The organism is Curtobacterium sp. PhB130 (genome assembly GCF_003755165.1).
In the GTDB taxonomy this organism is placed as follows: domain Bacteria; phylum Actinomycetota; class Actinomycetes; order Actinomycetales; family Microbacteriaceae; genus Curtobacterium.
Window position 1 is genome coordinate 483,084 of sequence record NZ_RKII01000007.1, and the last position, 22,179, is coordinate 505,262.

At 69.0% G+C, this 22,179-nt stretch carries 24 protein-coding genes and 1 pseudogene; 19 read left to right on the forward strand and 6 right to left on the reverse strand.

Going from position 1 to position 22,179, the window contains the following annotated elements; genetic code table 11:
- Positions 1 to 34 precede the first annotated feature (34 nt).
- Genes EDF24_RS08080 through EDF24_RS08090 form a run of 3 tightly spaced genes read left to right on the forward strand, consistent with a single transcriptional unit; the run spans position 35 to position 3,425 of the window.
- Positions 35 to 1,321 (forward strand): alanine--glyoxylate aminotransferase family protein, encoded by a 1,287-nt coding sequence (locus tag EDF24_RS08080; RefSeq protein ID WP_123702133.1) that lies wholly within the window; start codon positions 35 to 37, stop codon positions 1,319 to 1,321.
- Positions 1,318 to 2,595 (forward strand): allantoate amidohydrolase, encoded by a 1,278-nt coding sequence (locus tag EDF24_RS08085; RefSeq protein WP_123702135.1) that lies wholly within the window; start codon positions 1,318 to 1,320, stop codon positions 2,593 to 2,595. The genes EDF24_RS08080 and EDF24_RS08085 overlap by 4 nt, the downstream gene beginning before the upstream one ends.
- Positions 2,592 to 3,425 carry a MurR/RpiR family transcriptional regulator gene (locus EDF24_RS08090; RefSeq protein WP_123655595.1) on the forward strand — a complete coding sequence of 278 codons (834 nt, stop codon included), beginning with the start codon at positions 2,592 to 2,594 and terminating at the stop codon, positions 3,423 to 3,425. The genes EDF24_RS08085 and EDF24_RS08090 overlap by 4 nt, the downstream gene beginning before the upstream one ends.
- Positions 3,426 to 3,746: 321 nt before the next feature.
- Here EDF24_RS08090 and EDF24_RS08095 read toward each other — a convergent pair whose 3' ends face one another.
- Positions 3,747 to 4,211, reverse strand: a complete 465-nt coding sequence (locus EDF24_RS08095; RefSeq protein WP_123702137.1) for an SRPBCC family protein — start codon at positions 4,209 to 4,211, stop codon at positions 3,747 to 3,749.
- A 35-nt stretch (positions 4,212 to 4,246) separates the two neighbouring features.
- Here EDF24_RS08095 and EDF24_RS08100 point away from each other — a divergent pair, with 35 nt between their 5' ends.
- Entirely contained in the window at positions 4,247 to 5,275 is a 1,029-nt protein-coding gene (locus EDF24_RS08100; RefSeq protein WP_123702139.1) for a dipeptidase, read from the forward strand.
- Positions 5,276 to 5,345: 70 nt separating this feature from the next.
- Here EDF24_RS08100 and EDF24_RS08105 read toward each other — a convergent pair whose 3' ends face one another.
- A complete protein-coding gene (locus EDF24_RS08105; RefSeq protein ID WP_123702616.1) occupies positions 5,346 to 6,005 on the reverse strand; it encodes a DUF899 family protein in 660 nt (219 codons plus the stop codon).
- A 289-nt stretch (positions 6,006 to 6,294) separates the two neighbouring features.
- On the opposite strand from EDF24_RS08105, the gene cysK reads away from it, so the two are divergent.
- Both cysK and epsC read left to right on the forward strand, forming a co-directional pair.
- Positions 6,295 to 7,233 (forward strand): cysteine synthase A, encoded by a 939-nt coding sequence (gene cysK, locus EDF24_RS08110; RefSeq protein WP_123702141.1) that lies wholly within the window; start codon positions 6,295 to 6,297, stop codon positions 7,231 to 7,233.
- Positions 7,230 to 7,811: a serine O-acetyltransferase EpsC gene (epsC, locus tag EDF24_RS08115; RefSeq protein ID WP_243698248.1), complete on the forward strand. Its 582-nt coding sequence runs from the start codon at positions 7,230 to 7,232 to the stop codon at positions 7,809 to 7,811. Before cysK ends, epsC begins: the two co-directional genes overlap by 4 nt.
- 165 nt (positions 7,812 to 7,976) lie before the next feature.
- On the opposite strand, the gene EDF24_RS08120 is transcribed toward epsC, so the two are convergent.
- Positions 7,977 to 8,276: an excalibur calcium-binding domain-containing protein gene (locus EDF24_RS08120; protein WP_123655591.1), complete on the reverse strand. Its 300-nt coding sequence runs from the start codon at positions 8,274 to 8,276 to the stop codon at positions 7,977 to 7,979.
- A 114-nt stretch (positions 8,277 to 8,390) separates the two neighbouring features.
- On the opposite strand from EDF24_RS08120, the gene EDF24_RS08125 reads away from it, so the two are divergent.
- Both EDF24_RS08125 and EDF24_RS08130 read left to right on the forward strand, forming a co-directional pair.
- A complete protein-coding gene (locus EDF24_RS08125) occupies positions 8,391 to 8,774 on the forward strand; it encodes an MmcQ/YjbR family DNA-binding protein (RefSeq protein WP_123702143.1) in 384 nt (127 codons plus the stop codon).
- A gap of 46 nt (positions 8,775 to 8,820) precedes the next feature.
- Positions 8,821 to 9,567, forward strand: coding sequence for an ASCH domain-containing protein (locus EDF24_RS08130; RefSeq protein WP_207909578.1), 747 nt, complete (start codon positions 8,821 to 8,823; stop codon positions 9,565 to 9,567).
- Positions 9,568 to 9,640: 73 nt separating this feature from the next.
- Here EDF24_RS08130 and EDF24_RS08135 read toward each other — a convergent pair whose 3' ends face one another.
- Positions 9,641 to 10,294, reverse strand: a complete 654-nt coding sequence (locus tag EDF24_RS08135) for an MOSC domain-containing protein (RefSeq protein ID WP_123655589.1) — start codon at positions 10,292 to 10,294, stop codon at positions 9,641 to 9,643.
- A 141-nt stretch (positions 10,295 to 10,435) separates the two neighbouring features.
- On the opposite strand from EDF24_RS08135, the gene EDF24_RS08140 reads away from it, so the two are divergent.
- Genes EDF24_RS08140 through EDF24_RS08150 form a run of 3 tightly spaced genes read left to right on the forward strand, consistent with a single transcriptional unit; the run spans position 10,436 to position 11,951 of the window.
- Positions 10,436 to 11,002 carry an RNA polymerase sigma factor gene (locus EDF24_RS08140; protein WP_123655588.1) on the forward strand — a complete coding sequence of 189 codons (567 nt, stop codon included), beginning with the start codon at positions 10,436 to 10,438 and terminating at the stop codon, positions 11,000 to 11,002.
- A complete protein-coding gene (locus EDF24_RS08145) occupies positions 10,999 to 11,649 on the forward strand; it encodes an Asp23/Gls24 family envelope stress response protein (RefSeq protein ID WP_132047950.1) in 651 nt (216 codons plus the stop codon). Before EDF24_RS08140 ends, EDF24_RS08145 begins: the two co-directional genes overlap by 4 nt.
- Complete coding sequence (locus tag EDF24_RS08150) at positions 11,646 to 11,951, forward strand: hypothetical protein (RefSeq protein WP_123702147.1); 306 nt, start codon at positions 11,646 to 11,648, stop codon at positions 11,949 to 11,951. The genes EDF24_RS08145 and EDF24_RS08150 overlap by 4 nt, the downstream gene beginning before the upstream one ends.
- A 337-nt stretch (positions 11,952 to 12,288) precedes the next feature.
- On the opposite strand, the pseudogene EDF24_RS08155 reads toward EDF24_RS08150, so the two are convergent.
- A pseudogene (locus tag EDF24_RS08155) lies at positions 12,289 to 12,606 on the reverse strand (low temperature requirement protein A); the annotation flags it as partial.
- 436 nt (positions 12,607 to 13,042) lie between these two features.
- Between EDF24_RS08155 and EDF24_RS08165 the strand changes: the two are divergent.
- A complete protein-coding gene (locus EDF24_RS08165) occupies positions 13,043 to 14,008 on the forward strand; it encodes a hypothetical protein (RefSeq protein ID WP_132047946.1) in 966 nt (321 codons plus the stop codon).
- A gap of 92 nt (positions 14,009 to 14,100) precedes the next feature.
- Here the strand turns inward: EDF24_RS08165 and EDF24_RS08170 are convergent, their stop codons facing one another.
- Positions 14,101 to 14,628, reverse strand: a complete 528-nt coding sequence (locus EDF24_RS08170; RefSeq protein WP_123702155.1) for a CPBP family intramembrane glutamic endopeptidase — start codon at positions 14,626 to 14,628, stop codon at positions 14,101 to 14,103.
- A gap of 611 nt (positions 14,629 to 15,239) precedes the next feature.
- On the opposite strand from EDF24_RS08170, the gene EDF24_RS08175 reads away from it, so the two are divergent.
- The 7 genes from EDF24_RS08175 to EDF24_RS08205 all read left to right on the forward strand — a co-directional run bounded on the left by EDF24_RS08175 (position 15,240) and on the right by EDF24_RS08205 (position 22,159).
- Positions 15,240 to 15,446 carry a hypothetical protein gene (locus EDF24_RS08175; protein WP_123702157.1) on the forward strand — a complete coding sequence of 69 codons (207 nt, stop codon included), beginning with the start codon at positions 15,240 to 15,242 and terminating at the stop codon, positions 15,444 to 15,446.
- Positions 15,443 to 15,691: a hypothetical protein gene (locus EDF24_RS08180; protein WP_123702159.1), complete on the forward strand. Its 249-nt coding sequence runs from the start codon at positions 15,443 to 15,445 to the stop codon at positions 15,689 to 15,691. Before EDF24_RS08175 ends, EDF24_RS08180 begins: the two co-directional genes overlap by 4 nt.
- 111 nt (positions 15,692 to 15,802) lie before the next feature.
- On the forward strand, positions 15,803 to 16,975 hold the full coding sequence (locus EDF24_RS08185) for a sensor histidine kinase (protein WP_148070855.1): 1,173 nt from the start codon (positions 15,803 to 15,805) through the stop codon (positions 16,973 to 16,975).
- Complete coding sequence (locus EDF24_RS08190; protein WP_221181361.1) at positions 16,972 to 17,631, forward strand: response regulator transcription factor; 660 nt, start codon at positions 16,972 to 16,974, stop codon at positions 17,629 to 17,631. Before EDF24_RS08185 ends, EDF24_RS08190 begins: the two co-directional genes overlap by 4 nt.
- Positions 17,632 to 17,783: 152 nt before the next feature.
- Positions 17,784 to 19,994 carry an MMPL family transporter gene (locus tag EDF24_RS08195; protein ID WP_123340196.1) on the forward strand — a complete coding sequence of 737 codons (2,211 nt, stop codon included), beginning with the start codon at positions 17,784 to 17,786 and terminating at the stop codon, positions 19,992 to 19,994.
- 138 nt (positions 19,995 to 20,132) lie between these two features.
- A complete protein-coding gene (locus tag EDF24_RS08200; protein WP_123702163.1) occupies positions 20,133 to 20,798 on the forward strand; it encodes a TetR/AcrR family transcriptional regulator in 666 nt (221 codons plus the stop codon).
- Between the two features lie 161 nt (positions 20,799 to 20,959).
- A complete protein-coding gene (locus tag EDF24_RS08205; RefSeq protein WP_123702165.1) occupies positions 20,960 to 22,159 on the forward strand; it encodes an NAD(P)/FAD-dependent oxidoreductase in 1,200 nt (399 codons plus the stop codon).
- The last annotated feature ends 20 nt before the right edge of the window (positions 22,160 to 22,179 follow it).

Here is a 22,179-nt window from a genome sequence, read left to right on the forward strand (position 1 = left end):
TTCCAGTAGTCTCGATCACGGAACGGAGAGACCAATGCACCCGGTGAACCCACCCGCCCGGCTCCTCATGGGCCCCGGCCCGATCAACGCCGACCCCCGCGTGCTGCGCGCGCTCTCGACGCCGCTCGTCGGACAGTACGACCCCTGGATGACCGGGGCGATGACCGAGACGCAGGCGCTGTACCGGCAGGTGTTCGGCACCGAGAACGACGCGACCGTGCTCGTCGACGGCACCTCCCGCGCCGGCATCGAAGCGGCGCTCGTGTCGCTCCTCGCACCGGGGGACCGCGTGCTCGTCCCGGTGTTCGGCCGGTTCGGGCACCTGCTCGCCGAGATCGCCGGACGTGCCGGAGCCGACGTGCACACCATCGAGACGGCCTGGGGGCAGGTGTTCCCGACCTCCGTGATCGAAGACGCGATCGTCCGGGTCCGGCCGAAGCTGCTCGCGATCGTGCAGGGCGACACCTCGACCACGATGAACCAGCCGCTCGACGAGCTCGGGGCGATCTGCGAACGGCACGGCGTGCTGTTCTACACGGATGCTACGGCGACGATCGGCGGCAACCCGCTCGAGACCGACGCGTGGGGGATCGACGCGGTGAGCGCCGGGCTGCAGAAGTGCCTCGGCGGCCCGTCCGGGAGCGCGCCGTTGACCCTGTCCCCGCGGGCCGTCTCGGTGCTCGACGGCCGACGCAGCGTCGAGGCCGGTATCCGCGAACCCGGGGACGACGTGTCCGAGCACCCGATCCGCTCGAACTACCTCGACCTCGCGATGATCCTGGACTACTGGGGACCGCGGCGGTTGAACCACCACACCGAGGCGGCGTCGATGCTCTACGCCGCGAACGAGTGCGCCCGCATCCTGCTCGACGAAGGGCGTGACGCCGTGATCGCGCGGCACGAACTCGCCGGTCGGGCGATGCTGTCCGGGGTGCAGGCCCTCGGGCTCCAGGTCTTCGGCGACGTCGCGCACAAGATGCACAACGTCGTCGCCGTCACGATCCCGTCCGCCGTCTCCGGGGACGCCGTCCGCGGGTCCCTGCTCGAAGACCACGGCATCGAGATCGGCACGTCGTTCGGACCGCTGCACGGCAAGGTCTGGCGCATCGGGACCATGGGCTACAACGCCCGCAAGGACGCCGTCGTGACGACGCTCGCCGCGCTCGAGCAGGCGCTGCGGCGCGGCGGGTTCGCGGTGCCGCAGGGCGGTGGCGTGGACGCGGCGCTCGACGTCTACGCCGGCGCTGCCCCCGCTTCTGCTGCGTCTGCCCCAGCCCCCGCGTCTGCTGCGGCTGCCGCCGCTCCGCTGGTGCGCTCGTGAGTGCCGCGACGCTCGCCGCCTCGGCACTCGCCCGGCAGCAGGCCGCGACGATCGTGGGCTGGTGCGACGACCTCGCCGCCGTGTCCGCGACGCCGGGACACCTCACCCGCGTCTACCTCTCGCCGGAGCACGCCCGGGTGAACACGATCGTCGCGCGGTGGATGCAGGACGCCGGGCTCGCCACGTGGCAGGACGACGCCGGGAACCTGCACGGCAGCGTCCCCGGAGCCACCCCAGACGCGCCGGTGCTGCTCATCGGGTCGCACCTCGACACCGTCGTGGACGCCGGCCGCTACGACGGGATCGTCGGCGTCCTCATGGGCATCGCCACCGTGGCCCGGCTCGCCGCCAGCGGTCCGCTTCCGTTCGGCATCCAGGTGATCGCGTTCTCCGACGAAGAAGGGACCCGGTTCGGCAAGGCGCTCCTCGGGTCCTCCGCGGTCGCGGGGGTCTGGGACGACTCCTGGTGGGACCTCACCGACGACGACGGCATCACCCTCCGTCAGGCCTTCACCGACTTCGGGCTCGACCCCGCACGCGTCGCCGACGCCGCGGTCGACCCGTCCCGGCTCGTCGGGTACCTCGAAGCGCACATCGAGCAAGGCCCGTACCTCGAAGCGGCCGGGCAGGCGCTCGGCGTCGTGACGAGCATCGCCAGCGCGCGGCGCTTCACGGTCGAAGCCGTCGGCGAAGCCCGGCACGCCGGCGGCACCCCGTACGAACGACGGCACGACGCGCTCCTCGCCGCGGCCGAAGCGGCACTCGCCGTCGAGCGGATCTGCCGGGCGTCGCAGCACGTCGGCACCGTCGGCACGATGACGGTCGAGCCCGGTGCCGTGAACGTCGTCCCCGGCCTCGCACGGTTCTCCGTGGACCTCCGCGGTGAGTTCGACGACGGACGCGACCGGGTGTGGGACGAGATCACGAAGGCGTTCGTGCTGATCGGCGAACGCCGGGGTGTCAGCGTCGAACCGACCGAGGTGCACCGTGCCCCGGCGGTGTTCTGCGCCCCACGCCTGATGGACGCCGTCCGCGCGGGGATCGTCGCCACGGGGGAGCAGCAGCCCCTCGAACTGTTCTCCCGCGCCGGCCACGACGCGATGTCGCTCGGGCTCGTCACCGACGTCGCGATGCTGTTCCTCCGGAACCCGGACGGCATCAGCCACCACCCGGACGAGTTCGTCTCCGAGGACGACATCGCCCTCGGGCTCGACGCGCTCGCGGCCGCCGTCCTGCACCTCGCTGCGGCCCCCTCGTCCGGAGCGGCGTCGTGACCGCCGTGCAGCCCGACGTCCGCGGGCGCATCGACTCCGTGTGGGAGCAGCTCTCGCCCGCCGAGCGGCGCGTGGCCGCGATGGTCCGGCACGACCCGGAACTCCTGCTCGTCGGCACCTCGGCGCAGCTCGCGGCAGAGTCGGGCACCTCGAAGGCCACGGTCTCGCGGCTCGTCCGTTCCCTCGGGTTCCAGGATGCCGCCGAGGTCCGTCAAGAACTCATGTCCGCCCGGGGCACCGGGCTGCCGTGGGCTGCGGAGGACGCTGCCCACGTCGACCAGCGGGCCGTGGAGTCGCGGAACCTCGATGCCGCGTTCGCCTCGCTCGCGCGTGCCGAGCGGCCCCGGCTCGCGCGCCGCATCATGCGGGCGCGGCGGGTGCTCGTCTTCGGGGAGCGCGGTGCGCACCCGATCGCCCTGCAGCTCCGGGCGCAACTCGCGCAGGTCCGGCCGGACGTCCGGGTGGGACCCGCGCCGGGACAGCGCCTCGGGGAAGAAGTGGCGGACCTCGACCGCCGCGACCTCGTCGTCGTCGTGACCGTGCGGCGGCACGCGGCCGGGATCGACCGGCTGGTGCGGCACTGCGTGGCATCCGGCGCGGACGTCGTCGTGATCGGTGACCCGACCGCTGCGGTGATCGCGGCCCCGGCGGCGACCACGATCCTCTGCCCGGTGGACTCGCCGTCCGCGTTCGACTCGCTGGCGGCGCTGTTCGCGGTCGTCGCGGCGATCGCGAACGACGTGTACGAGGCGTCGGGGCCCGCCGGGCGTGCCCGGGTCGACGCGGTCGCGGCGGCGTACGACTCCCTCGGCGAGCTCGCCGCCCCCTGAGCGCGCGGCTGCTGCGCGGTGCGCGAGCACTTCGCCCAACCAAGAACACTCCGCACCACGCAATCGCGTGGTGCGGAGTGCTTTTGGTTGTGCGCCGGCGATCGGAACCGGCCGGGCCCGCGTCGGCCCGGCCGGCCCGGCCGGCCCGGCCGGCCCGCGTCGGCCCGGCCGGCCCGCGCCGGGGCACTCACCACGCGCGTTCCTTCCCACACCGCGTGTGATGGGAAGTCGAATCGCGCGTAGGGGGTCGGAACTTCGGACCGCCTACGCGCGATTCGACCACCTACGCGCGAATCGACCGCCTACGCGCGATTCGACTTCCTACGCGGCACCCGGCCGACGCAGCTCCGCCGCCAGCACCCGGTTCCGCGCCGTGAGCACGCGGGGCATGTACCGCGCGAGCACGAGCACCTCGGCCAAACGCCCGAGCGGGCCGAGCGGCGCGCGGAACGTGACGTCGTCGACCATCCGTGTGCCGGGACCCGACGGCTCGAACCGGTGTTCGTGGTGGAAGTGGGCGAACGGACCACGGACCTGTTCGTCGACGAAGCGGGCCGGAGCCTCCAGCGCGGTGATCTTGCTCGTCAACCGCCAGACCACCCCGAGGTGCCGCGCGCGGAACGTGACCGTCTCGCCGAGGCCGATGGGTCCCGACACGGTGCCGGCGACGGCACGCTCCCCGGTGGCGGCGAGCGACCGCTCGTGCGCACCGATGTCGAGTGACAGCGCGAAGGCCTCCGCCGGGAGCGCGTCGAGGTGGGTCACGAGGCGGAACGACACGGTCACGGGGCCATTGTGCCCGGACCGGTAGCGTCGGTGGCATGACGTTTCCCTTCCCGGTGATCGACGGCCACAACGACCTGCCCTGGGAGCGCCGCGAGTCGCACGGCTCCGGGGTCGAGGGCGTGGACACCGAGGACGGCTCGCTGCACACCGACATCCCGAAGCTCCGCGCCGGGGGCGTCGTGGGGCAGTTCTGGTCGGTGTTCGTCCCCGCGGACGAGCCCGACCCGGTCCGGACGACCCTGCAGCAGATCGACGTCGCACACCGGCTGATCGAGCGGTACCCGGACGACCTCGCGCTCGCCCGCACCGCCGCCGAGGTCCGTGCGGCGATCGCGAGCGGCCGCATCGCCTCGCTCCTCGGCGCCGAGGGTGGGCACTCGATCGGGAACGACCTCGCGGTGCTCCGCGACTTCGCCCGGCTCGGGGTCCGCTACATGACCCTGACGCACAACGACGACACCCCGTGGGCGGACTCCGCGACCGGCGCACGGGCCCACGGCGGCCTGACGGACCGGGGGCGTGCAGTCGTCGCCGAGATGGAGCGGATCGGCATGCTCGTCGACCTGTCCCACACCGCGCCCGCGACCATGCGGGACACGCTCGACGTCGCCACGCAGCCCGTCGTGTTCAGCCACTCCTCGACCATCGCGGTCAACGACCACCCGAGGAACGTGCCGGACGACGTGCTCGGGCGCCTCGCGGCGAACGGCGGCGTCGTGATGATCACGTTCGTGCCGAAGTTCGTCTCCCGCGCGTGGGCGGACTGGGAGGAAGCGGGCTCGGTGGGTGAGGGCCCGCTCGTCACGGTGTCCGACGTCGCCGACCACGTCGAACACGCGCGGGAGGTCGCCGGCGCGGAGCACATCGGCCTCGGCGGGGACTACGACGGCACGCCGGTGCTGCCGCCGGACGTCCGGGACGTGTCGCGGTACCCGGTGCTCGCCGCGGAACTGGAGCGCCGGGGGTGGGGCGCGTCGGACCTCGAGGCGCTGGCGGGCGGGAACGTCCTCCGCGTGCTCGAGGCCACCGACGAGCGGTTCGGCCGGACCGCACTGGTGCGGTAGCAAGCAGCCCGGGCAGCCGAGCGCCGGGCAGCCGAGCGCCGCACAGCCGAGCGGACGCGCCGAACCCGGCTCAGCCGTACGTGGGGAACTGCGGCCAGCCCGCCGGGCTGTCCTCCCACTCCTGCTGCCGCCCGTACACCGTGCGGTCCATGATGTGCGCGACGGGACTGATCGCCTCGGTGCCGCGGGCGGTCGTCGAGTACGTCAGGTAGGGGACACCGTCGCGGAGCAGGTAGTACGAGTACCCGGGCACCGGGCCCTCGGGCTGCGTCCACCCCCAGTCGTCGTGGTAGCTCGTCCCGCCGGAGGACACCCAGGTGTGCGGCCAGCCGTGCGACGCCTTCCACGCGTCGAGCTTCTCGATCGGGGCCTGCGCGATCATCGCGAACGCGATCCCCTCCTCCTCGAGCCGCCCCATGTCCGCGGGCAGGTTGTCGACGCCCCACGTGCACGCCGGGCAGGCCTCGTCCCACGACGGGGCGTACATGACGTTCTGCACGAGCAGCATGTACCGGTCGCCGAACAGCTCGGTCAGCCGGACGGGGCCGTCCGGTCCGGTGAACGCGTAGTCGTCGACCCGGACCATCGGCAGGCGGCGTCGCCCCGCCGAGACGCGGTCGCCGTGGCGGGTGAGTTCCTTCTCGTCGCGGACCTGCGCGGCGAGTGCGTCGTCGAACGCGGCTCGGTCGACCACGGGTGGTGCGGCCTCGGGTTGCTCGGGTGCGTACATGGCGACCTCCTCGTCGTTGCGGCGCAACCTACTCGCAACCCACGACGGCGGACGTCGTCCACGAAGGAGACAGCGTCGAAAGCGACAGCGAGCGGCAAGATGCGGCGCGCGATCGTGTCCGCGCTGTCGCTTTCTCCGCTGGCTGGTACCAGCGGCCTGGAGGCCCGACCCGCGTCGCCGACGCGGGGCACGTCATGGACAGGGCCGGGTCGGTTCCGGTGGCTAGGATCGGGCGCACACCGCGCCTCCAGACAGGGTCGCGGACGTGACCCGAGTGAGGACGGAACCGATGACCGGCACCATCTACGACAACATCTCGCAGGCGTTCGGCAACACCCCGCTGGTGCGGCTGAACCGGCTGCCCGCCGACGGCGGCGCAGAGGTGCTCGCGAAGCTCGAGTTCTACAACCCGGGTGCGAGTGTGAAGGACCGGCTCGGCGTCGCGATCATCGACGCGGCAGAGGAGTCCGGCGAGCTGAAGCCCGGCGGCACCATCGTCGAGGGCTCGTCCGGCAACACGGGCATCGCACTCGCCCTCGTCGGTGCTGCCCGCGGGTACAAGGTCGTCATCACGATGCCCGAGACCATGAGTGTCGAGCGCCGCGCCGTGATGCGCGCCTACGGGGCGGAGATCGTCCTGACGCCCGGCGCCGAGGGGATGAAGGGCGCCGTGTCGAAGGCAGCGTCCATCGTCGACGAGACGCCCGGGGCGATCCTCGCCCACCAGTTCGAGACCGCTGCGAACGCGGCGATCCACCGGAAGACGACGGCGCAGGAGATCCTCCGCGACACCGAAGGCCACGTCGACGTGTTCGTCGCGGGCGTCGGCACGGGTGGCACGATCACGGGCGTGGGCCAGGTCCTGAAGGAGCGTGTGCCCGGCGTGCAGATCGTCGCGGTGGAGCCGAAGGACTCGCCCCTGCTCACCGAGGGCAAGGCCGGCCCGCACAAGATCGCCGGCATCGGTGCGAACTTCATCCCCGAGGTGCTCGACCAGTCCGTGATCGACGAGGTCTTCGACGTCGAACTCGACGACGCACTGCGCGTGGCCCGGGCGCTCGCGACGGACGAGGGCATCCTCGCGGGGATCTCCTCCGGCGCGATCATCCACGCGGCGCTCGAGATCGCCGCGCGGCCCGAGAACGCCGGCAAGCGCGTCGTCGCGATCGTGTGCGACACCGGTGAGCGCTACCTGTCCACCGTGCTGTTCGAGGGACTCACTGCGTGACCCGTCGCCGACGAGGCGTGCTGCGGACCGTCCGGGAGGACCTCGCTGCAGCGCGCCGTGGAGACCCCGCTGCCCGCGGAGACCTCGAGAACGCCGTCGTCTACTCCGGGCTGCACGCCATCTGGGCGTACCGGATCGCGCACCGGCTCTGGATCGCACGTGACCTGCCCGGGTCCCGGTTCGCCGCCCGGGTCGTGGCGCAGACCGCAAGGGCGCTGACCGGCATCGAGATCCACCCCGGCGCCCGCATCGGCCGGCGGTTCTTCATCGACCACGGCATGGGGGTCGTCATCGGCGAGACCGCCGTGGTCGGCGACGACGTGCTGGTGTTCCACGGGGTGACCCTCGGCGGGCGCGGCGGTGCCCACGGGCCGGGCGCCAAGCGGCACCCGACCGTGGGGGACCGAGTGGTGCTCGGCGCGGGGTCGTCGCTCATCGGTGCGATCACCGTCGGGGACGACTCGGTCGTCGGGGCGAACACGGTCGTCACGAAGGACGTCCCGGCGGGGTCGGTCGTGACCGGCGTCGCCGGGACGGCGCGGCCGCGGTCCGGCGGCGAGGGCGTGCCGACGCTCTGACGCGGGGCGCGGGGCGCGCGGCGCGCGGCGCGCGGCGCGGGCGCGGGTGGCGCGTCTCCGGGCGCGCGAAACGCCGCCGTCCGCTCGAGACGCCGCGGAAAGTGGCGGCGTCTCGGCAGATCAGCGGCGTCTCGGTAGAACGGCGGCGGCTGCGCGCGGCGCGCGTCAGCTCTTCTCGCAGGCGATCCCGTCGGCGTCCGCGTCGAGCTTCTTGTTCGCCTTGTAGAGCGCGTCGTCCTTCTTCACGGTGCCCTTGAACGCACGGTGGGTGACCTTGCCGCCGGAACGGACGGTGTTGTCCTTCGTGGCCTTCTTCGCGATCCCGCCGGAGTACACCTTGTGCACGGCATCGCAGTTCTTGTAGGTGGTCGTCGCGGCCTCGGCGGAGACCGCGGTGCCGACGGAGACGGTGGTGGCGAGGACGATCGCGGTCGCCGCGATGCCGATGGTCCGGATGATGCGCATGGTTCCCCCACGGGTGGTCACTGCCGCGTCGGGTACGCGGCAGAGCCGATCGTAACGATCCCTCGGTTCCGGGTGCCCTCCCCAGTCCAGGGGAGCCTGCGGCATGCTGGGGACATGGACGGCGAAGCACTGCACGAGGTCGCGGCCCGCACGGCGCTCGCGCTGCCGGCGACCGAAGCGACAGAGCCGTTCGGGGAGGGCGCCCTCGTCTACAAGGTCGTCGGGAAGATGTTCGTGATGACCTCGGAGCTCCGCGGGGTGCCGATCGTGAACCTCAAGTGCGCGCCACCCCACGGCGCGGCGCTGGTGCGTGACCACGAGGAGATCACGCCGGGGTGGCACATGAACAAGCGGCACTGGATCACGCTGTCACCGGGTGCGGGGATCGACGAGACCCTCGTGGAGGACCTCGTCGCGAACGCGTACGAGCTCGTGGTCGCTGGGCTGCCCCGGGCGAAGCGGCCGATCGACCCGCAGCGGCGACGCGACGAGCGCTGACGCGACGAGCGCTGACGCGGGCCGGAACTCCTGGCAGGGTGGGGGCATGCTCTGGCGCACCGACAGGATGATCCTCGACGCGGCGACGGCTGCCGCTGCCCGACTCCCCGGGGACGGGACGCACGGCGGCACCCACACCGTCGCCGCGGCGGCGATCGACCTGTCCGGACGCGTCCACACCGCGGCGAACGTCTTCCACTTCACGGGTGGCCCGTGCGCGGAACTCGCGGTGCTCGGCGCGGCCGCGGCGGTCTCGGACGACCCGGTGATGGCGATCGTGGCGGTCGGGGACGGTGACCGCGGGGTGCTCGCCCCGTGTGGGCGTTGCCGACAGGTGCTGCTCGACCTGCACCCGCACGTGCTGGTCCTGGTGCCCGGCGCCGACGCGGGCGGGGAAGGCGACGGCGAGCCGGTGGGCGTCCCGGTCCGGACGCTCCTGCCGCACGCCTACGCCTGGCCGGACCGTCCCGCCCCGAGGATCGTCCGGTTCAACGGCCGTTACCGCAACGACGTGCTGGCCGGCCGGAAGACCGCGACGATCCGCCACGACGACCCGCAGGGCACCGGTCCGACCACCTTCGTGTTCGAGGACGAGCACGCCGAGGAGTTCACGACGACCGGCGCGGTGGTCGAGTCCGTCGTCCGGAAGCGCGTCGACGAGATCGATGCCGACGACGCCCGCGACGAGCACGCCGGCAGCGTCGCGGACCTGCGCGCCGGACTCCTGGCGCACTACCCGTCGCTCGGGGACGACGACCTGGTCGAGGTCGCCCGCTTCCGCGTCGTGCGCTGACGCAGCCGGGGACTCACGCGCCGACGCTGACGCGCCCCTGGACTCACGCGTCGACGCCGACGCGCCCCTGGACTCACGCGTCGACGCGTGCCAGGACCTTCGTGACCTCGCGGAGCACCTTCGGCGCGAGCGGACGGCCCCCGGCGCCCGGCGCCGACGCGTCCAGCACGGCCTGCGCCTGCGCCGGCGTGAGTCCGGCGAACACGTCCCCGATCGTCACGCCGTGCTCCGGTCGGGACAGCACCTCGATCGGGTCGCCCGCTGCGACGGGCCCGGACTTCAGCACGCGGAAGTACGCACCGGGACGTCCTTCCTCGGTGAACCGCTTGACCCACTTGTCGACGCCGATCCGGCGGGCGAAGGTCCCGCAGGGGATCCGGGGGATGGTGACCTCGAGTTCGAGGGTCGCCCCGACCCGCCAGCGCTCCCCGGTGACGGCTCCGGTGACGTCGATCCCGGTGGTCCGGAGGTTCTCGCCGAAGAGCCCGGCGGGGACCGGGCGGTCGAGCACCTCGGCGAAGTACGCGGCGTCCTCGTCGGCGTACGCGTAGACGGCCTGGTCCTCGCCGCCGTGGTGCTTGCGGTCCGCCTGGACGTCCGCGTAGAGCCCGAGCGGCCGTACCCGGACGGGGCCGTCGACGGGGCGCTTGTCGATCGCGGTGATCCCGATCGTGCCCGAGTCGGGGAGCAGGCGGTCGACGCGGCAGACGGCGGTGACGAGCGACATGCGCCCAGCCTGCCGCATCCGGGACCCCGAGCGGAACCTGGCACTTCGTGGACCGGCGTGACGAATGCCGTCCGGGGACCGTCCCAGATGCGAGGACGGGAACACCAGCGATCCCGCAACTGCGACCAGTAGAAGGAAACCGTGCAACACCCACCGAACCGGACGCCACTGGCGGAACTCGACGACGGCGTCCTCGCCGGTCGGTCCGCCGACGGCGACGTCCGTGCCTTCGAGATCCTGATCCGTCGGCACACCCCGCTGCTCCGTGCCTACGCTCGGCGGACCCTCGGCTCGACCGACGAACTCGACGACGTCGTCCAGGAGACCTTCATCACGGCCTGGAACCGCCTCGATTCGCTCGAGGACCGTGCGCACGTCAAGGCGTGGCTGATGCGGATCCTCAGCCGGAAGTGCCTCGACCGGATCCGTGCCCGCCGTGACCACGACGACGTCACCGAGCTCGAGGTCGCGGCGCCCGACGACGGCGCGCCCGAGCGCGTCGCCGAGGCACACGACCGTGAACAGGCGGTCGAGGTCGCGCTCGCGGCCCTGCCCGAGGCGCAACGGCGGTGCTGGCTCATGAAGGAAGTGCTGGAGTACCGCTACGAGGAGATCGCCGAGGAGCTCGGTGTGCCACTCTCGACCGTCCGCGGACTGCTCTCCCGCGCCAGGAAGAACATGATCCGACTGATGGAGGGATGGCGATGACCGACGCACCCGAGAACGTGGTCCTCTCGGCACTCGAACCCGAAGACCTCGACGGCCACACGATCGACGAGCTCGCCGACTACCTGGACGCCGGGATGCAGCCGGTGGACCCGAGCATCGACGGCTCGCCCGCCTGCCAGAACGCCCTCGCCGCGATCATCCGGCTCCGGCAGGCGTCGCTCGGCTCGCTCGAGGCGGCCGCCCGCGACGAAGCGCCCGCCGACGACTCGTGGATCGGCGGCGTCCTGGCGAACATCTCGCTGGAGGCACGCTCCGGCCGCGACGTCCCGCTGCGTGCGGAGGCCGCCACCGAGCACCCGGTGATGACCGAGGGCGCGATCCGCTCCCTGGTCCGCCGCGCCGGGGACGCTGTCCCGGGGATCGTCGTCGCACGGTGCTCGATCGACGGTGACGTGACCGAGCTCGCGGCGCCGGTCCGGGTCACGGTCGAGGTCGCGATCGTCGCGGGCCCCTCCATCCCGGCCACCGCCGACCTGGTGCGGGCCGCGGTCGACTCGGCGCTCCGGGAGCAGACGGACCTGGTCGTCGAGGCGATCGACGTGCTGGTTCGCGACCTCATCGTCGGGCACCCGGCACCGACCGACAGCACCGACAGCACCGACACCACCGGGGAGGCGGGCGCATGAGCGACGTCGAGCAGGTACCAGCACTCGTCGCGGTCGAGGCGGCCGTCCTCGCGGTCCCCGGCGTCGCCGAGGTCTACCGGGCCCGTCCGACACTGCAGAGCACCGTCGCGGCGGTCCGGCACGCCACGGAAGCGGCGCGAGTCGTCCTCGACGGCGACGTCCTCCGCGTCGTCATCGGGACCGACGGCGTGTTGCCGGCTCCGCAGGTCGCGCGGGCGGTGCACCACGCGGTGCTCGCCCAGAGTGCGGAGCACGGCCTGACGCTGGCGCGCGTCGACGTCCGCATCGCGCGCGTCGGCTGACCGCGGCTCCCCGGTTCCGCCGGTCGTCGTTCCGCGTCGGGACCGGGTCGTTCCGCGTCGGCGCCGAGGTCGTTGCGCCGCGAAGGAGCGACAGAGCCGTCGTCGTACGACAACGAGATCGTCGCCATCGCGCGTCCGCAACAGTTGCAGGCGCGCGGTGACGACGAGGTCGCTGTCGTACGACAGCGAGGTTGTCGTTCCGCGTCGGGAGCGCAGGACGCACGTCGGGAGCGCAGGACGCGCCCCACGAGCGCAAGACGCGCGTCGGGAGCGCTGACCGGCGGCCACGACGCCGGACGGGAGGCCCGTGGCGGCGCCGCCACGAGCCTCCCGTCCGTCAGCGGGTGGGCCGCAGGGCCGCGACCTCCAGGACCACGACGATCGCCGCGACCAACAGGGCGGTCGCCACGAGTGAGAGCTCCGGCACCGCGATGCTCGCGAGGATCGCGAGCATCAGCACCACGACCACGACGTTCGAGCGGACCGACAGCGACGGCCGGAGCGCGAGCGCCCAGATCGACGCGACGAACAGCGCGACCGGCACCGCGATCGTGGCGGCGACGGACGCGTGGGACAGGTCCGCCTCGCCCGCGTCGGCGCTGACGGCGACCTCGATCCCGGCGGGCAGCGCCGCGGCGGCCGCGAACACGAAGTAGTGGCCGACCTGGTTATGCCTCCAGGAGAGGTTGCTCTCCTCGAAGTGGGCAACGCGCTCGCGGCTCGGTAGGGAGGCCGACTACGGTCTCGACGTGCCCGCAACAGCTCCCGCCTGCCCGTGTATCGACGCGCATCGGCGACTCCAGGACCTTCACGAAGACGTGCATCGCGCCATCGAGGCATACATGGAGCCCAACGAGTTCAGGCGCTTCCTGAATTCAGCTATCCAGAATTCGAGGGGAGTGACGTTCCTCCTTCAGAAGCGCAAGGCAAAGTGGCCCGACTTCGACCAGTGGTAGGGATCCTGGCAGTCGAAGTCCAGAGAGAACTCGATCCTCAGTTGGGGCGTCACCGCTCGGAACCGAGTCGTCAAGGAAGAAGACCTGAAGACGCTGAGTGAGGCCCGCATCACGCTGTACGGCGAGCGGCTCAGCGTGGCAGAAGACGTCTTGGTCGTGCCACCGGAGTACACACCTGACGACATCTTGGCCGTGTTCCACCAGGCGCGTGAGGCTTCCGGCACCCGGAAGGGTGTGATCCGCGTACAGAGGCGCTGGGTCGACGATCAGCTGCCTGACTACGAACTCGTCGCCGCGTTGAGTGAGATGTACCGCGGAGTTGCCAACGTGGTCAGCCTCGCGCACAAGGCCAGCGGTGCTGTTGAGCCTTGTGGTATCGAGCACTTCCCGCGTGACTGCGTGACCGCTTTGATCGAGCCTGAGCTGCGGTGCGTGGGACCCGGTGCTCCTGTTCCCGACGGCTTGTATGACCTCGCGACGGGCGAACGCATGGGGTTCCGCTACGGAACGATCGAGAAGGATGAAGACCTCATGCAGGTCGGCTTGGAGCGTTACGGTCCCCTGCCCGAGAAGCACTCCTCCGACCCGATTGAGCACGCACCGGAGCGCCTGGAGTACTCCAAGCAGTTCTTGCTGGCGGACGGGTACAGCGGTCCAATGCTGGTGTTGAGCCGCGAAGAAGAAGTGAGACTGCTGGGTGTCTGGTTCGACGACGATGAGCCTCGCGAACTGAAGATCGCTGCGAGCGTGGACATGGTCGGTGTCTGGCCCTTCACCGGCGCGGTGTATTCCTCTGAGACCTGGCTTGGAGTGCCGAGAGGCAGTCTTCTGGGTGTACCGCCCGAAGAGTTACTTGACAGCAACGATGAGTACTTCACGGTCTCTGTTGCGGCAGGGAGGGAAGAAGCACTGATCGTGATCGGGCTCGCAAACGATGGCCGATCTCGAGTCTTGATTCAACCGTTTGGCAGAACCAAGGACGGGATCGTCTGGGGGCCGCTCACGGACGACGCCACAGGACAATTCGTGCCGCGTTTCATGAACCCGATCTGGCGAAACTGGCCCGACTACCGCACGAAGATGCCCGGAACTGAGCATTGAACAGACGCGAGATCCATCGATTTGCGGCGGAGTATTGCGCTGAACCGTCGCCCTGTGCGCGCCCGGTCAGGAGACTTTGACGGACTCCGACATCACGCTCCGGTCGTGGTGCAGTGCGCGTCGTTCCGTGATGAGGAAGACGATGAGGAGAACGGCTCCGACGAGGACCAGGGCGATGTTGCCGAGCTGGGCGAGGGCGGTGATGCCGCCGGTCGCCGGGTGGGTGCCCTGCATGAAGATGCTGGGGTCGGTCGGGCGTGCAGCAGGATCGGCGCGACGATCATGCGGGTCACCCGCGACGCGAGGTACATGCAGAAGCCGAAGAAGGACGTGTAGACCATCTGCAGCAGCGTGGGTCCGAGCGGCTGACTCGTGAAGAGGTTGCTCCCGTGCAGGAGGGCGAACAGCGCCGCCGAGACCCGGCCGACAGCAACCTCAGAATGCCCCGAGGACCGCATGATCCGGACGACGTAGCCGCGGGCGAGGAGTTCTTCGGAGAAGCCGATGACGAGTCCGGCCAGTAACCACGCAGCGACCCAGTCGAACCCTGCGGCGGAGTAGTCGACGGTCGCGAGCCGCAGCACGTTGAACAGCAGCACGACCACGATCGCGATCCACATCCACCCCCGGCTGCGGATTGGCTGTCGTTCGAAGGTGGTCCGCGACCATCCGACGTGCCGCAGCACCGATGCGGCTGGTTCCGGAGCCGATCCGTTGATCGGCGGTGCCAGGCAGGCGGACGACGCCGTCGACTCCTTCTGGGATTGTCACCCACACATCGAGCAAATCGTCCGCGACCCAATTCGGTGATGAGCGGGCCAAGCGCAAGAAGCTGGTCGGCGAGTTCGTCTGGACTGGAGTCCAGCTGCTGTCGAACACGATCCAGACCGGCTTTGATCGCGGAGGATCCCGGTACTCATGTCTTGCGCCACAACGTTGCTCACCCGTCGAATCATTTGTCGACTACTTTCACAGGCGCATGGATGAGCCGCGTACTCCCGCAGCACTCCATCCGTGTGGTCCATCCGGAGTACGGACCCTTCGGCGCCGCCTTGAACGTCTCACTCTCGGACACCGAGGAAGGTGGCGCGGCCTCGGATACCGAAGACGATCACACTACGGCGTCTACTCCATCTGGAGTAGGCGATCGAGTCTTGCTGAACGACGACGGATCGTCCGCCGGCACTGAGGATGAACTCATCAGGGCGAGCCCCTGCGCAAAGGAGTCATCATGACCGTGATTCAGTCCGCCGCAGCGCCAACTGCGCAACGCATCCGTCCCGCTGAGGGTGCCGTGGCGCGCACTGCCCGAGTTCCCAAGCTGGTCGCCTGGGGGACACTCATGACCGTCTCCGAGGTGGTCCGGTTTGCCGGATTCATGGTTGTGCTCGTCGCCATGGGTGTCGAGAAGCTCGCTGTGACGGTGATCTCGCGATGACGATGAGCTTCGGCCGCTCCGATGCGGAATCCGTACTGATGCGACAGACCGTCCGCCCGGACGATCTCTTCTTGCAGGACACCGTTCCGATCGACATGACCGCCGTGATGCTCGAGTACTCGAGGCCCGAGGAACGCGCGGAACCCGCGGAGCGCCGAGCGTCAGAGCGAGAAACCACGGCGCGCGACACCACCTCAGCCACTCCGGTCTCCGACGAACGCGAGGCCGCCGTTGGCGATCGGTGAACGGTCCGGCGCGCGGCGGTGAATAGGGCTCAGAGGGCGACGTCGCCCGAACATCCGAGGCATGTGACGTCTGTAGGCCGCGCGCCGATCTTGTCCAGGCACAATCAGACCGTGAACGACGAACCTCAGCGACCTGAGATCGAGTCGCCCCGATGGCTGCGTGCGCAGCGCGCGGTACCTCGCTCCATGCCGTACATCAGCGTCACGGCGATGCTGGTCGAGATCGCCACCGCGATCATTCTCGGGGGGTCGTTCCTCGGATACATGGGAGCCGTGGTCTGCGCGGTAGGTGCCGTAGCGGCACGTCGGCGACCTTACGTCGGGATCGGGGCAGTCCTCCTGGGGACCGCACTGGCAACACTGGGGCACCGTGACGCCCTCGCTGAGTTCACGGTGGTGGCATTCACGTTGTTCGCCATCACGGCTACCGGCACCCCGGCGTTCCGATCGACGTTGCTGTCTGCGGGAGTGGTTGCGGGGATCGTCGCCGCAAGCGGCTACCTCGACCACGGTCGGGTTGTCCAGTGGGACGGAGCTGCGGGAGTTCTGAGCGTCGTCGCGGCAGGTGCCATCGGATCGGCGTTGTTCCAGCAGTACAGGTCCTGGGAGGCGCTGCGAGCACGTGCCGAGGACGCGATCGTCACCCGAGACATTGAGGCAACTCGCCGAGTCGCTGAGGAGCGCATCCGTATCGCTCGTGATCTCCACGACATCATCGGACATCAGACCGCAGTCGTGAACATGCATCTCGGGGCGATTGCCGTATCCGGGCTAGCGACTGACTCACGGACTGCCGCATCCGTCGAGGCCGCACAGACCGCCACGCAACGCATCCTCGCAGAAACCCAGCACACCCTGCGGGTTCTCCGCGCAGACGAGCACGCAGCCGCGGCATCGAGCCCGCTGCCGACCCTCCAGGACATGGCCGCGCTTGTTCGATCGTTCTCCGAGATCGGTCTCAACGTCGACGCACAGATCCCAACGCCCTTGCCGAAAACCTCGGACGCGGTGGGCGTGACCGTCTACCGAGTCGTGCAAGAGGCGCTCACGAACGCTCATCGATACGGCGCCGGCGAGGCAGCACTCACGCTCCACGCTGCGGCCGGTGCGCTGCACGTGGAGGTGACGAACCCAACCCGCCCGGACGCATCGAATGTTCATGGAACTGGGTTCGGCATCATGGGCATGCAGGAGCGCGTCAAATCTGTTGGGGGCACCGTTCGGATTGATGTCGAAGATGACGTATTCGCCGTGTTCGTGACCATCCCCGAGGAGCAAGCATGATCTGTCGCGTACTACTCGTCGACGACCAGGAGATGATCCGTCTCGGTCTCCGAGCCATCATCGATTCCAGCCCGGACTTCGCTGTCGTGGCCGAAGCATCCGATGGATTCGAGGCCCTACGGGTTCTCGACCACGAGTCCGTAGACCTGATCGTGATGGACGTTCGGATGCCTGGGATCGACGGAGTCGAGACAACCCGACGGGTGCGAGCGACACGATCAGCGCAGCAACTCCCAATCATCGTCCTAACCACCTTCGAGGAGGACGCCGTGGTTCTCGACGCACTCCAGGCCGGTGCCAACGGGTTCCTGGGCAAAGGCGTCGGACCAGCCGCGCTCCTCGAGCGACTCCGGCAAACGGTGCAGGGTGATGCAGTGCTCTCCCCAGCTGCGTCGAGCGCGGTCGTGGAACACGTCCAAACTGGTCCCCGACGACCAGTCGACGCCGAACTCGCGCAGCGGTTCGCAGCGTTGACGCCCCGCGAACTCGACGTCGTGATCGCCGTCGCCGCGGGCAATGACAACGAGCAGATCGCCGCAGCGATGTTCGTCTCACCCTTCACCATCAAGACTCACGCCACCCGCGCGATGGCGAAGGTCGCAGCGCGCGACCGCGCTCAGCTCGTCGCCTTCGCCTACCGCGCTGGACTCGTCTGACCCTCCGGACATCGGAGCGTCATCTACTGCAGACGAAGTAGAAACGGCGCTTCGCACAGACGACGCCCCGACGACTGCGTCACCCGAGGATTGAGACATCAACTGCCGGCCCGAGTTCCTCCAGGGCGGCACCTCATTCTTCAGGAGCACTCATGCCGAAGTTCCTCGCCGCTGTCGGGCGATTCAGCGCCAGACACCGCTTGATCGTGATCGCAGCTTGGCTGCTGATCATCGCCGTCTTCACCGGAATCACCGCCACATCAGCTGACCTCGGCGGCGGAAAGACCACTGCCCCTGACACCCCCGCGTCCAAGGCGCTGGACACACTCCAAGACAAGTTCCCCGGCATGAAATCCTCCGGCTCGGAGGCAAAGACCCTGCAGCTGGTGATGGAAGGCCGCAACGGCGCCAACATCACGGACGCCGATTCCGTGTCCCGAGTCACTCGCATCGTGGACGCCGCGGGGGACCTCCCGCACGTGGAGTCTGTGACCTCCCCGTTCGACGAGCAGCAGCCCTACGTGTCGAAGGACCAGACCACCGCCGTGTCCACGCTGACGTTCAGCGGCATCACGGACAGCAACGCTGAGAAGACCTATGACAAGGTCCTCTCCTTCGTTCACTCGCACGACGCAGATCTTCGCATCGAAGTTGGCGGGCAGATCGCCGAGGACAGCTACCCGATCGGCGGAGCCGGGGAGATCGTCGGCCTCCTGGTTGCGTTCCTGATCCTCTTCCTGACCTTCGGATCGCTCATCACCGCCGGCGCCAACATGCTTGTCGCCCTCAGCGGCGTCGGAGCAGGCATCCTCGGCGTGCTCGCATGGTCGGCAATTCACCCTCTCGACACCACCGTGATCAGTTTGCCAGGCATGCTCGGCCTCGCGGTCGGCATCGATTACTCGCTCTTCATCCTCACACGTTTCCGCGCTGAGCTTCGTGCCGGGCGCAAGGTCGAGGACGCCGTCGCTCACGCCACGGGCACGGCCGGCACAGCCGTCGTCTTCGCTGGCCTCACCGTGATCATCGCGCTCGTCGGCTTGGTCGTCACTCGGATCAGCACCATCGAGGACATGGGCTTCGCAGGAGCCTTCGCAATCGCGATCGCCGTGCTCGCAGCCCTCACCCTCTTGCCCGTCATCCTGCGGAGCCTCGGCCTTCGCGCCCTGCCGAAGAAGGACCGCGAAACGCTCCGCGCCGGCGGAACGATCGACGTCGCCCCGAAGAAGCGTTCGTTCCTGCGCAGCTGGGGAACGGCGAACACCCGGCACCCCCTGCTCATGCTCATCGGAGGCGTTGCAGTTCTCGCCATCGTTGCGATCCCGCTGTTCAGCATGAAGACCGCCGCAAACATCCCGGGCGGCTCGAACCCGGACTCCACACAGCGCCACGCGTACAACCTCATCGTGGACAAGTTCGGTGGCACGCAGTCACCGCTCCTCGTCCTCGCCGAAGGCAACGACGTTCAGGACAAGGCTCCTGACGTGCAGAACGCGCTCGATGACCTCGCTCACGTTCGGATGGTCACCCCTGCCCAGATCGACACCTCCGGTGACACGGCCCTGTTCACCGTCATCCCGAACGGCAGCCCGATCGACGACGGCACGAAGGACCTTGTCCACGACATCCGCGACCAAGCCGATTCTGTCGGTGGTGTGCACCTCGAAGTGACCGGCGAAACTGCAATCGGTCTCGACACGACCGCACAGATGAACAAGGCACTGATCCAGTACGTCGTCGTGATCGTCGTCTTGTCGTTCCTGCTGCTGGTCGTGATGTTCCGGTCACTCCTCGTACCGCTGTTCGCGACCCTCGGCTACCTGCTGTCGTTGGGTGCCGCACTCGGTGCACTCACTGCGGTGTTCCAGTGGAAGTGGCTGGACTTCATCATCGCCGCACCCCAGGGCGACCCCCTCGGCAGCATTCTCCCCATCATCCTCGTCGGCGTCCTCTTCGGACTCGCCATGGACTACCAGGTCTTCCTCGTCTCCAGGATCCGCGAAGAGTACGTCTCCGGGCTCCGGCCCAAGGAAGCCATCCTCGCGGGCTTCAGCAAGTCCGGCCCGGTGATCGTCGCCGCAGCCCTGATCATGGCCTTCGTGTTCGGCGGCTTCGCGTCGAGCGAGATGACGTTCGCGTCGGAGACCGCGTTCGGACTCCTGATCGGCGTTCTAGCGGATGCGTTCATCGTCCGCATGGTCCTGATGCCGGCGCTCCTGGCGTTGGCCGGACGCGCCGCATGGTGGATGCCGAAGTGGCTGGAGCGAATCGTGCCGAATCTCGACACCGAGGGTCACAGCCTGACCGAGGACGAAACGGCTGCCAACACTGAGCCGCAGCGAGAGGCGATCAAGGCCTCCTGACATTCCCGCCAGCGGGGGTATCGACGAGTCTTTCGTCGGTACCCCCGCTGTCGTCTGCCTGCGATTGACCGGCAGGTCCCATTCGGGCACAGCCCAACGAGCGCAGTCGCTACGATCTCATCGCGGAGAGGAATCGCGATGACCACCGGTGAAGAAGGCGCTCGGAGCAAGCGCGTCACAGCAACGCGAGAACTGATCCTGACGGCCGCCGAGCGTCTCTACGCGGAGTACGGCATCGCACACATCTCGAACAGGCAGATCGGAGAGGCTGCGGGCCAAGGAAACACCGCAGTCGTCAGCTACCACTTCGGCAGCAAGCATGAACTCATCCGCGCCATCCTCGGACGACACCAGCGGCGCATCAACGAGCTGCGCCTCCTGGAACTTGAGCGCATCGACGGGTCTACCGACGTTCGTGACTGGATCGGATGCTTCGTGCGAGCAACAACGACACATCTCGCAGCACTCGGGTCACCTACCTGGTACGGCCGGTTCAGCGCACAGGTCGCCACCGACCCGGCGTGGGCAGACATCGCGATGGACGAGGCGCGCGAGACTCCGAGCCTCCTTCGCATCGCTGAAGGCATCAGGAGCTGCCTACCCGACCTCCCTCGGCAGGTGCGGGCGGAACGCAATGCCATGGGCCGGATCTTGTTGACGCAGATGATCGCGGAGCACGAACGGTCCCTTGAGCGCGGAGGGCCCAGGATCTGGTCCGACTGGTCCGATGTCGCAGCAGCACTCACCAACGCGATCTCCGCGCTGTGGCTCGTCGATCTGCCCACGACTGACCGTCTGCCGTGACCTGGGCCGTGGGTCCTCCGTTGAGGGGACCGTGGGGCACGGACGGGTGAGAAAGCGGTGAGAATCTAAATCACGTGTTTGAAAATCTTGCTCGTCGGAGTTGACTACCCCCTGACGGAGCGTCTCTGACTCGCAGATTCGGCTTCCGTGCGGAGGCATACATGACGACATCTGCAATCGACAGCAGCGTGCTCATCGTCGGTGCGTCCGCCGCGGGGATCGCTGTTGCGGAAGGTCTACGACGGCGAGGGCACAGCGGCCCGCTGACGTTGCTCGACAACGAACAGCACACCCCATACGACCGCCCGCCGCTGTCGAAGCAGTACCTGAGCGGCCACTGGGACCTCGAGCAGGTGATGCTCCGGCCGCAACGGTCGCTGGATGGCCTCGGCGCGGTCTTCCGTCTCGGGCACTCCGCCAGCGGACTTGACGTGGCGCGCCGAACAGTATCGGTGGGCAACGAGGCCATCGCTGCCGACAACATCGTCATCGCGACCGGTGTCCGTGCTCGTCAGCTTCCTCTCCAGCACGACCTCCTCGGCGTCCATGTCCTTCGCTCGCTCGATGACGCGCGCGAACTCCGCGAGTCGCTCCGATCGAAGGTGCCCACACTCGTCGTCGGGAACGGGGTCCTCGGCAGCGAGATCGCCGCGGCGACAGTCGCTTCTGGGTCCGCAACCACACTTGTCGGCCCGGAGCCGACTCCGATGCTCGCCCAGCTCGGCTCCGTCGGTTCCGCCCTGCTCAGCAGCCGCCATGAAGACGCGGGCGTCGTCCTGCGTGGTGAGTCCCGCGTCAGATCACTCCTGCAGGATCGCAGCAGCGTGGCCGGCGCCGTACTCGACGACGGCACACAGCTTCAGGCTGGTCGAGTGATCGTGACGATCGGGTCGACACCGAACACGGAGTGGCTCAGCGACAGCGGCCTCGATGTGTCTGACGGCGTCCTGTGTGATGGTCTTTGTCGCGCTGCACCCGGGATCTGGGCAGTTGGTGATGTCGCACGCTGGCGTCACGAAGGCCTCGGCAGGGACCTTCGACTCGAGAACCGTACCAACGCAACGGAACAAGCGGCGGCAGTGACCCGAAACATCCTGGACGCGGACGCGGCAGCACCCTACGTGCCAGTTCCGTACTTCTGGTCTGATCAGTACGGGACCAAGATCCAGGCGTACGGCTTCCCCGGTGACGCAGATGACAGCGCAGTCATCGAGGGATCGATCGAGGAAGGTCGGTTTGTCGCGCTCGCCACACGGGCCGGTCAACCCGTCGGTGTCCTGGGGTGGGGGATGCCGAAGCAGGCACGCCTCGCGAGCGCGCTGCTCACTGACCGCTTCGCCGGTCAAGCCGCTGTCATCTGAACACCGAGAGGAAGGAAACC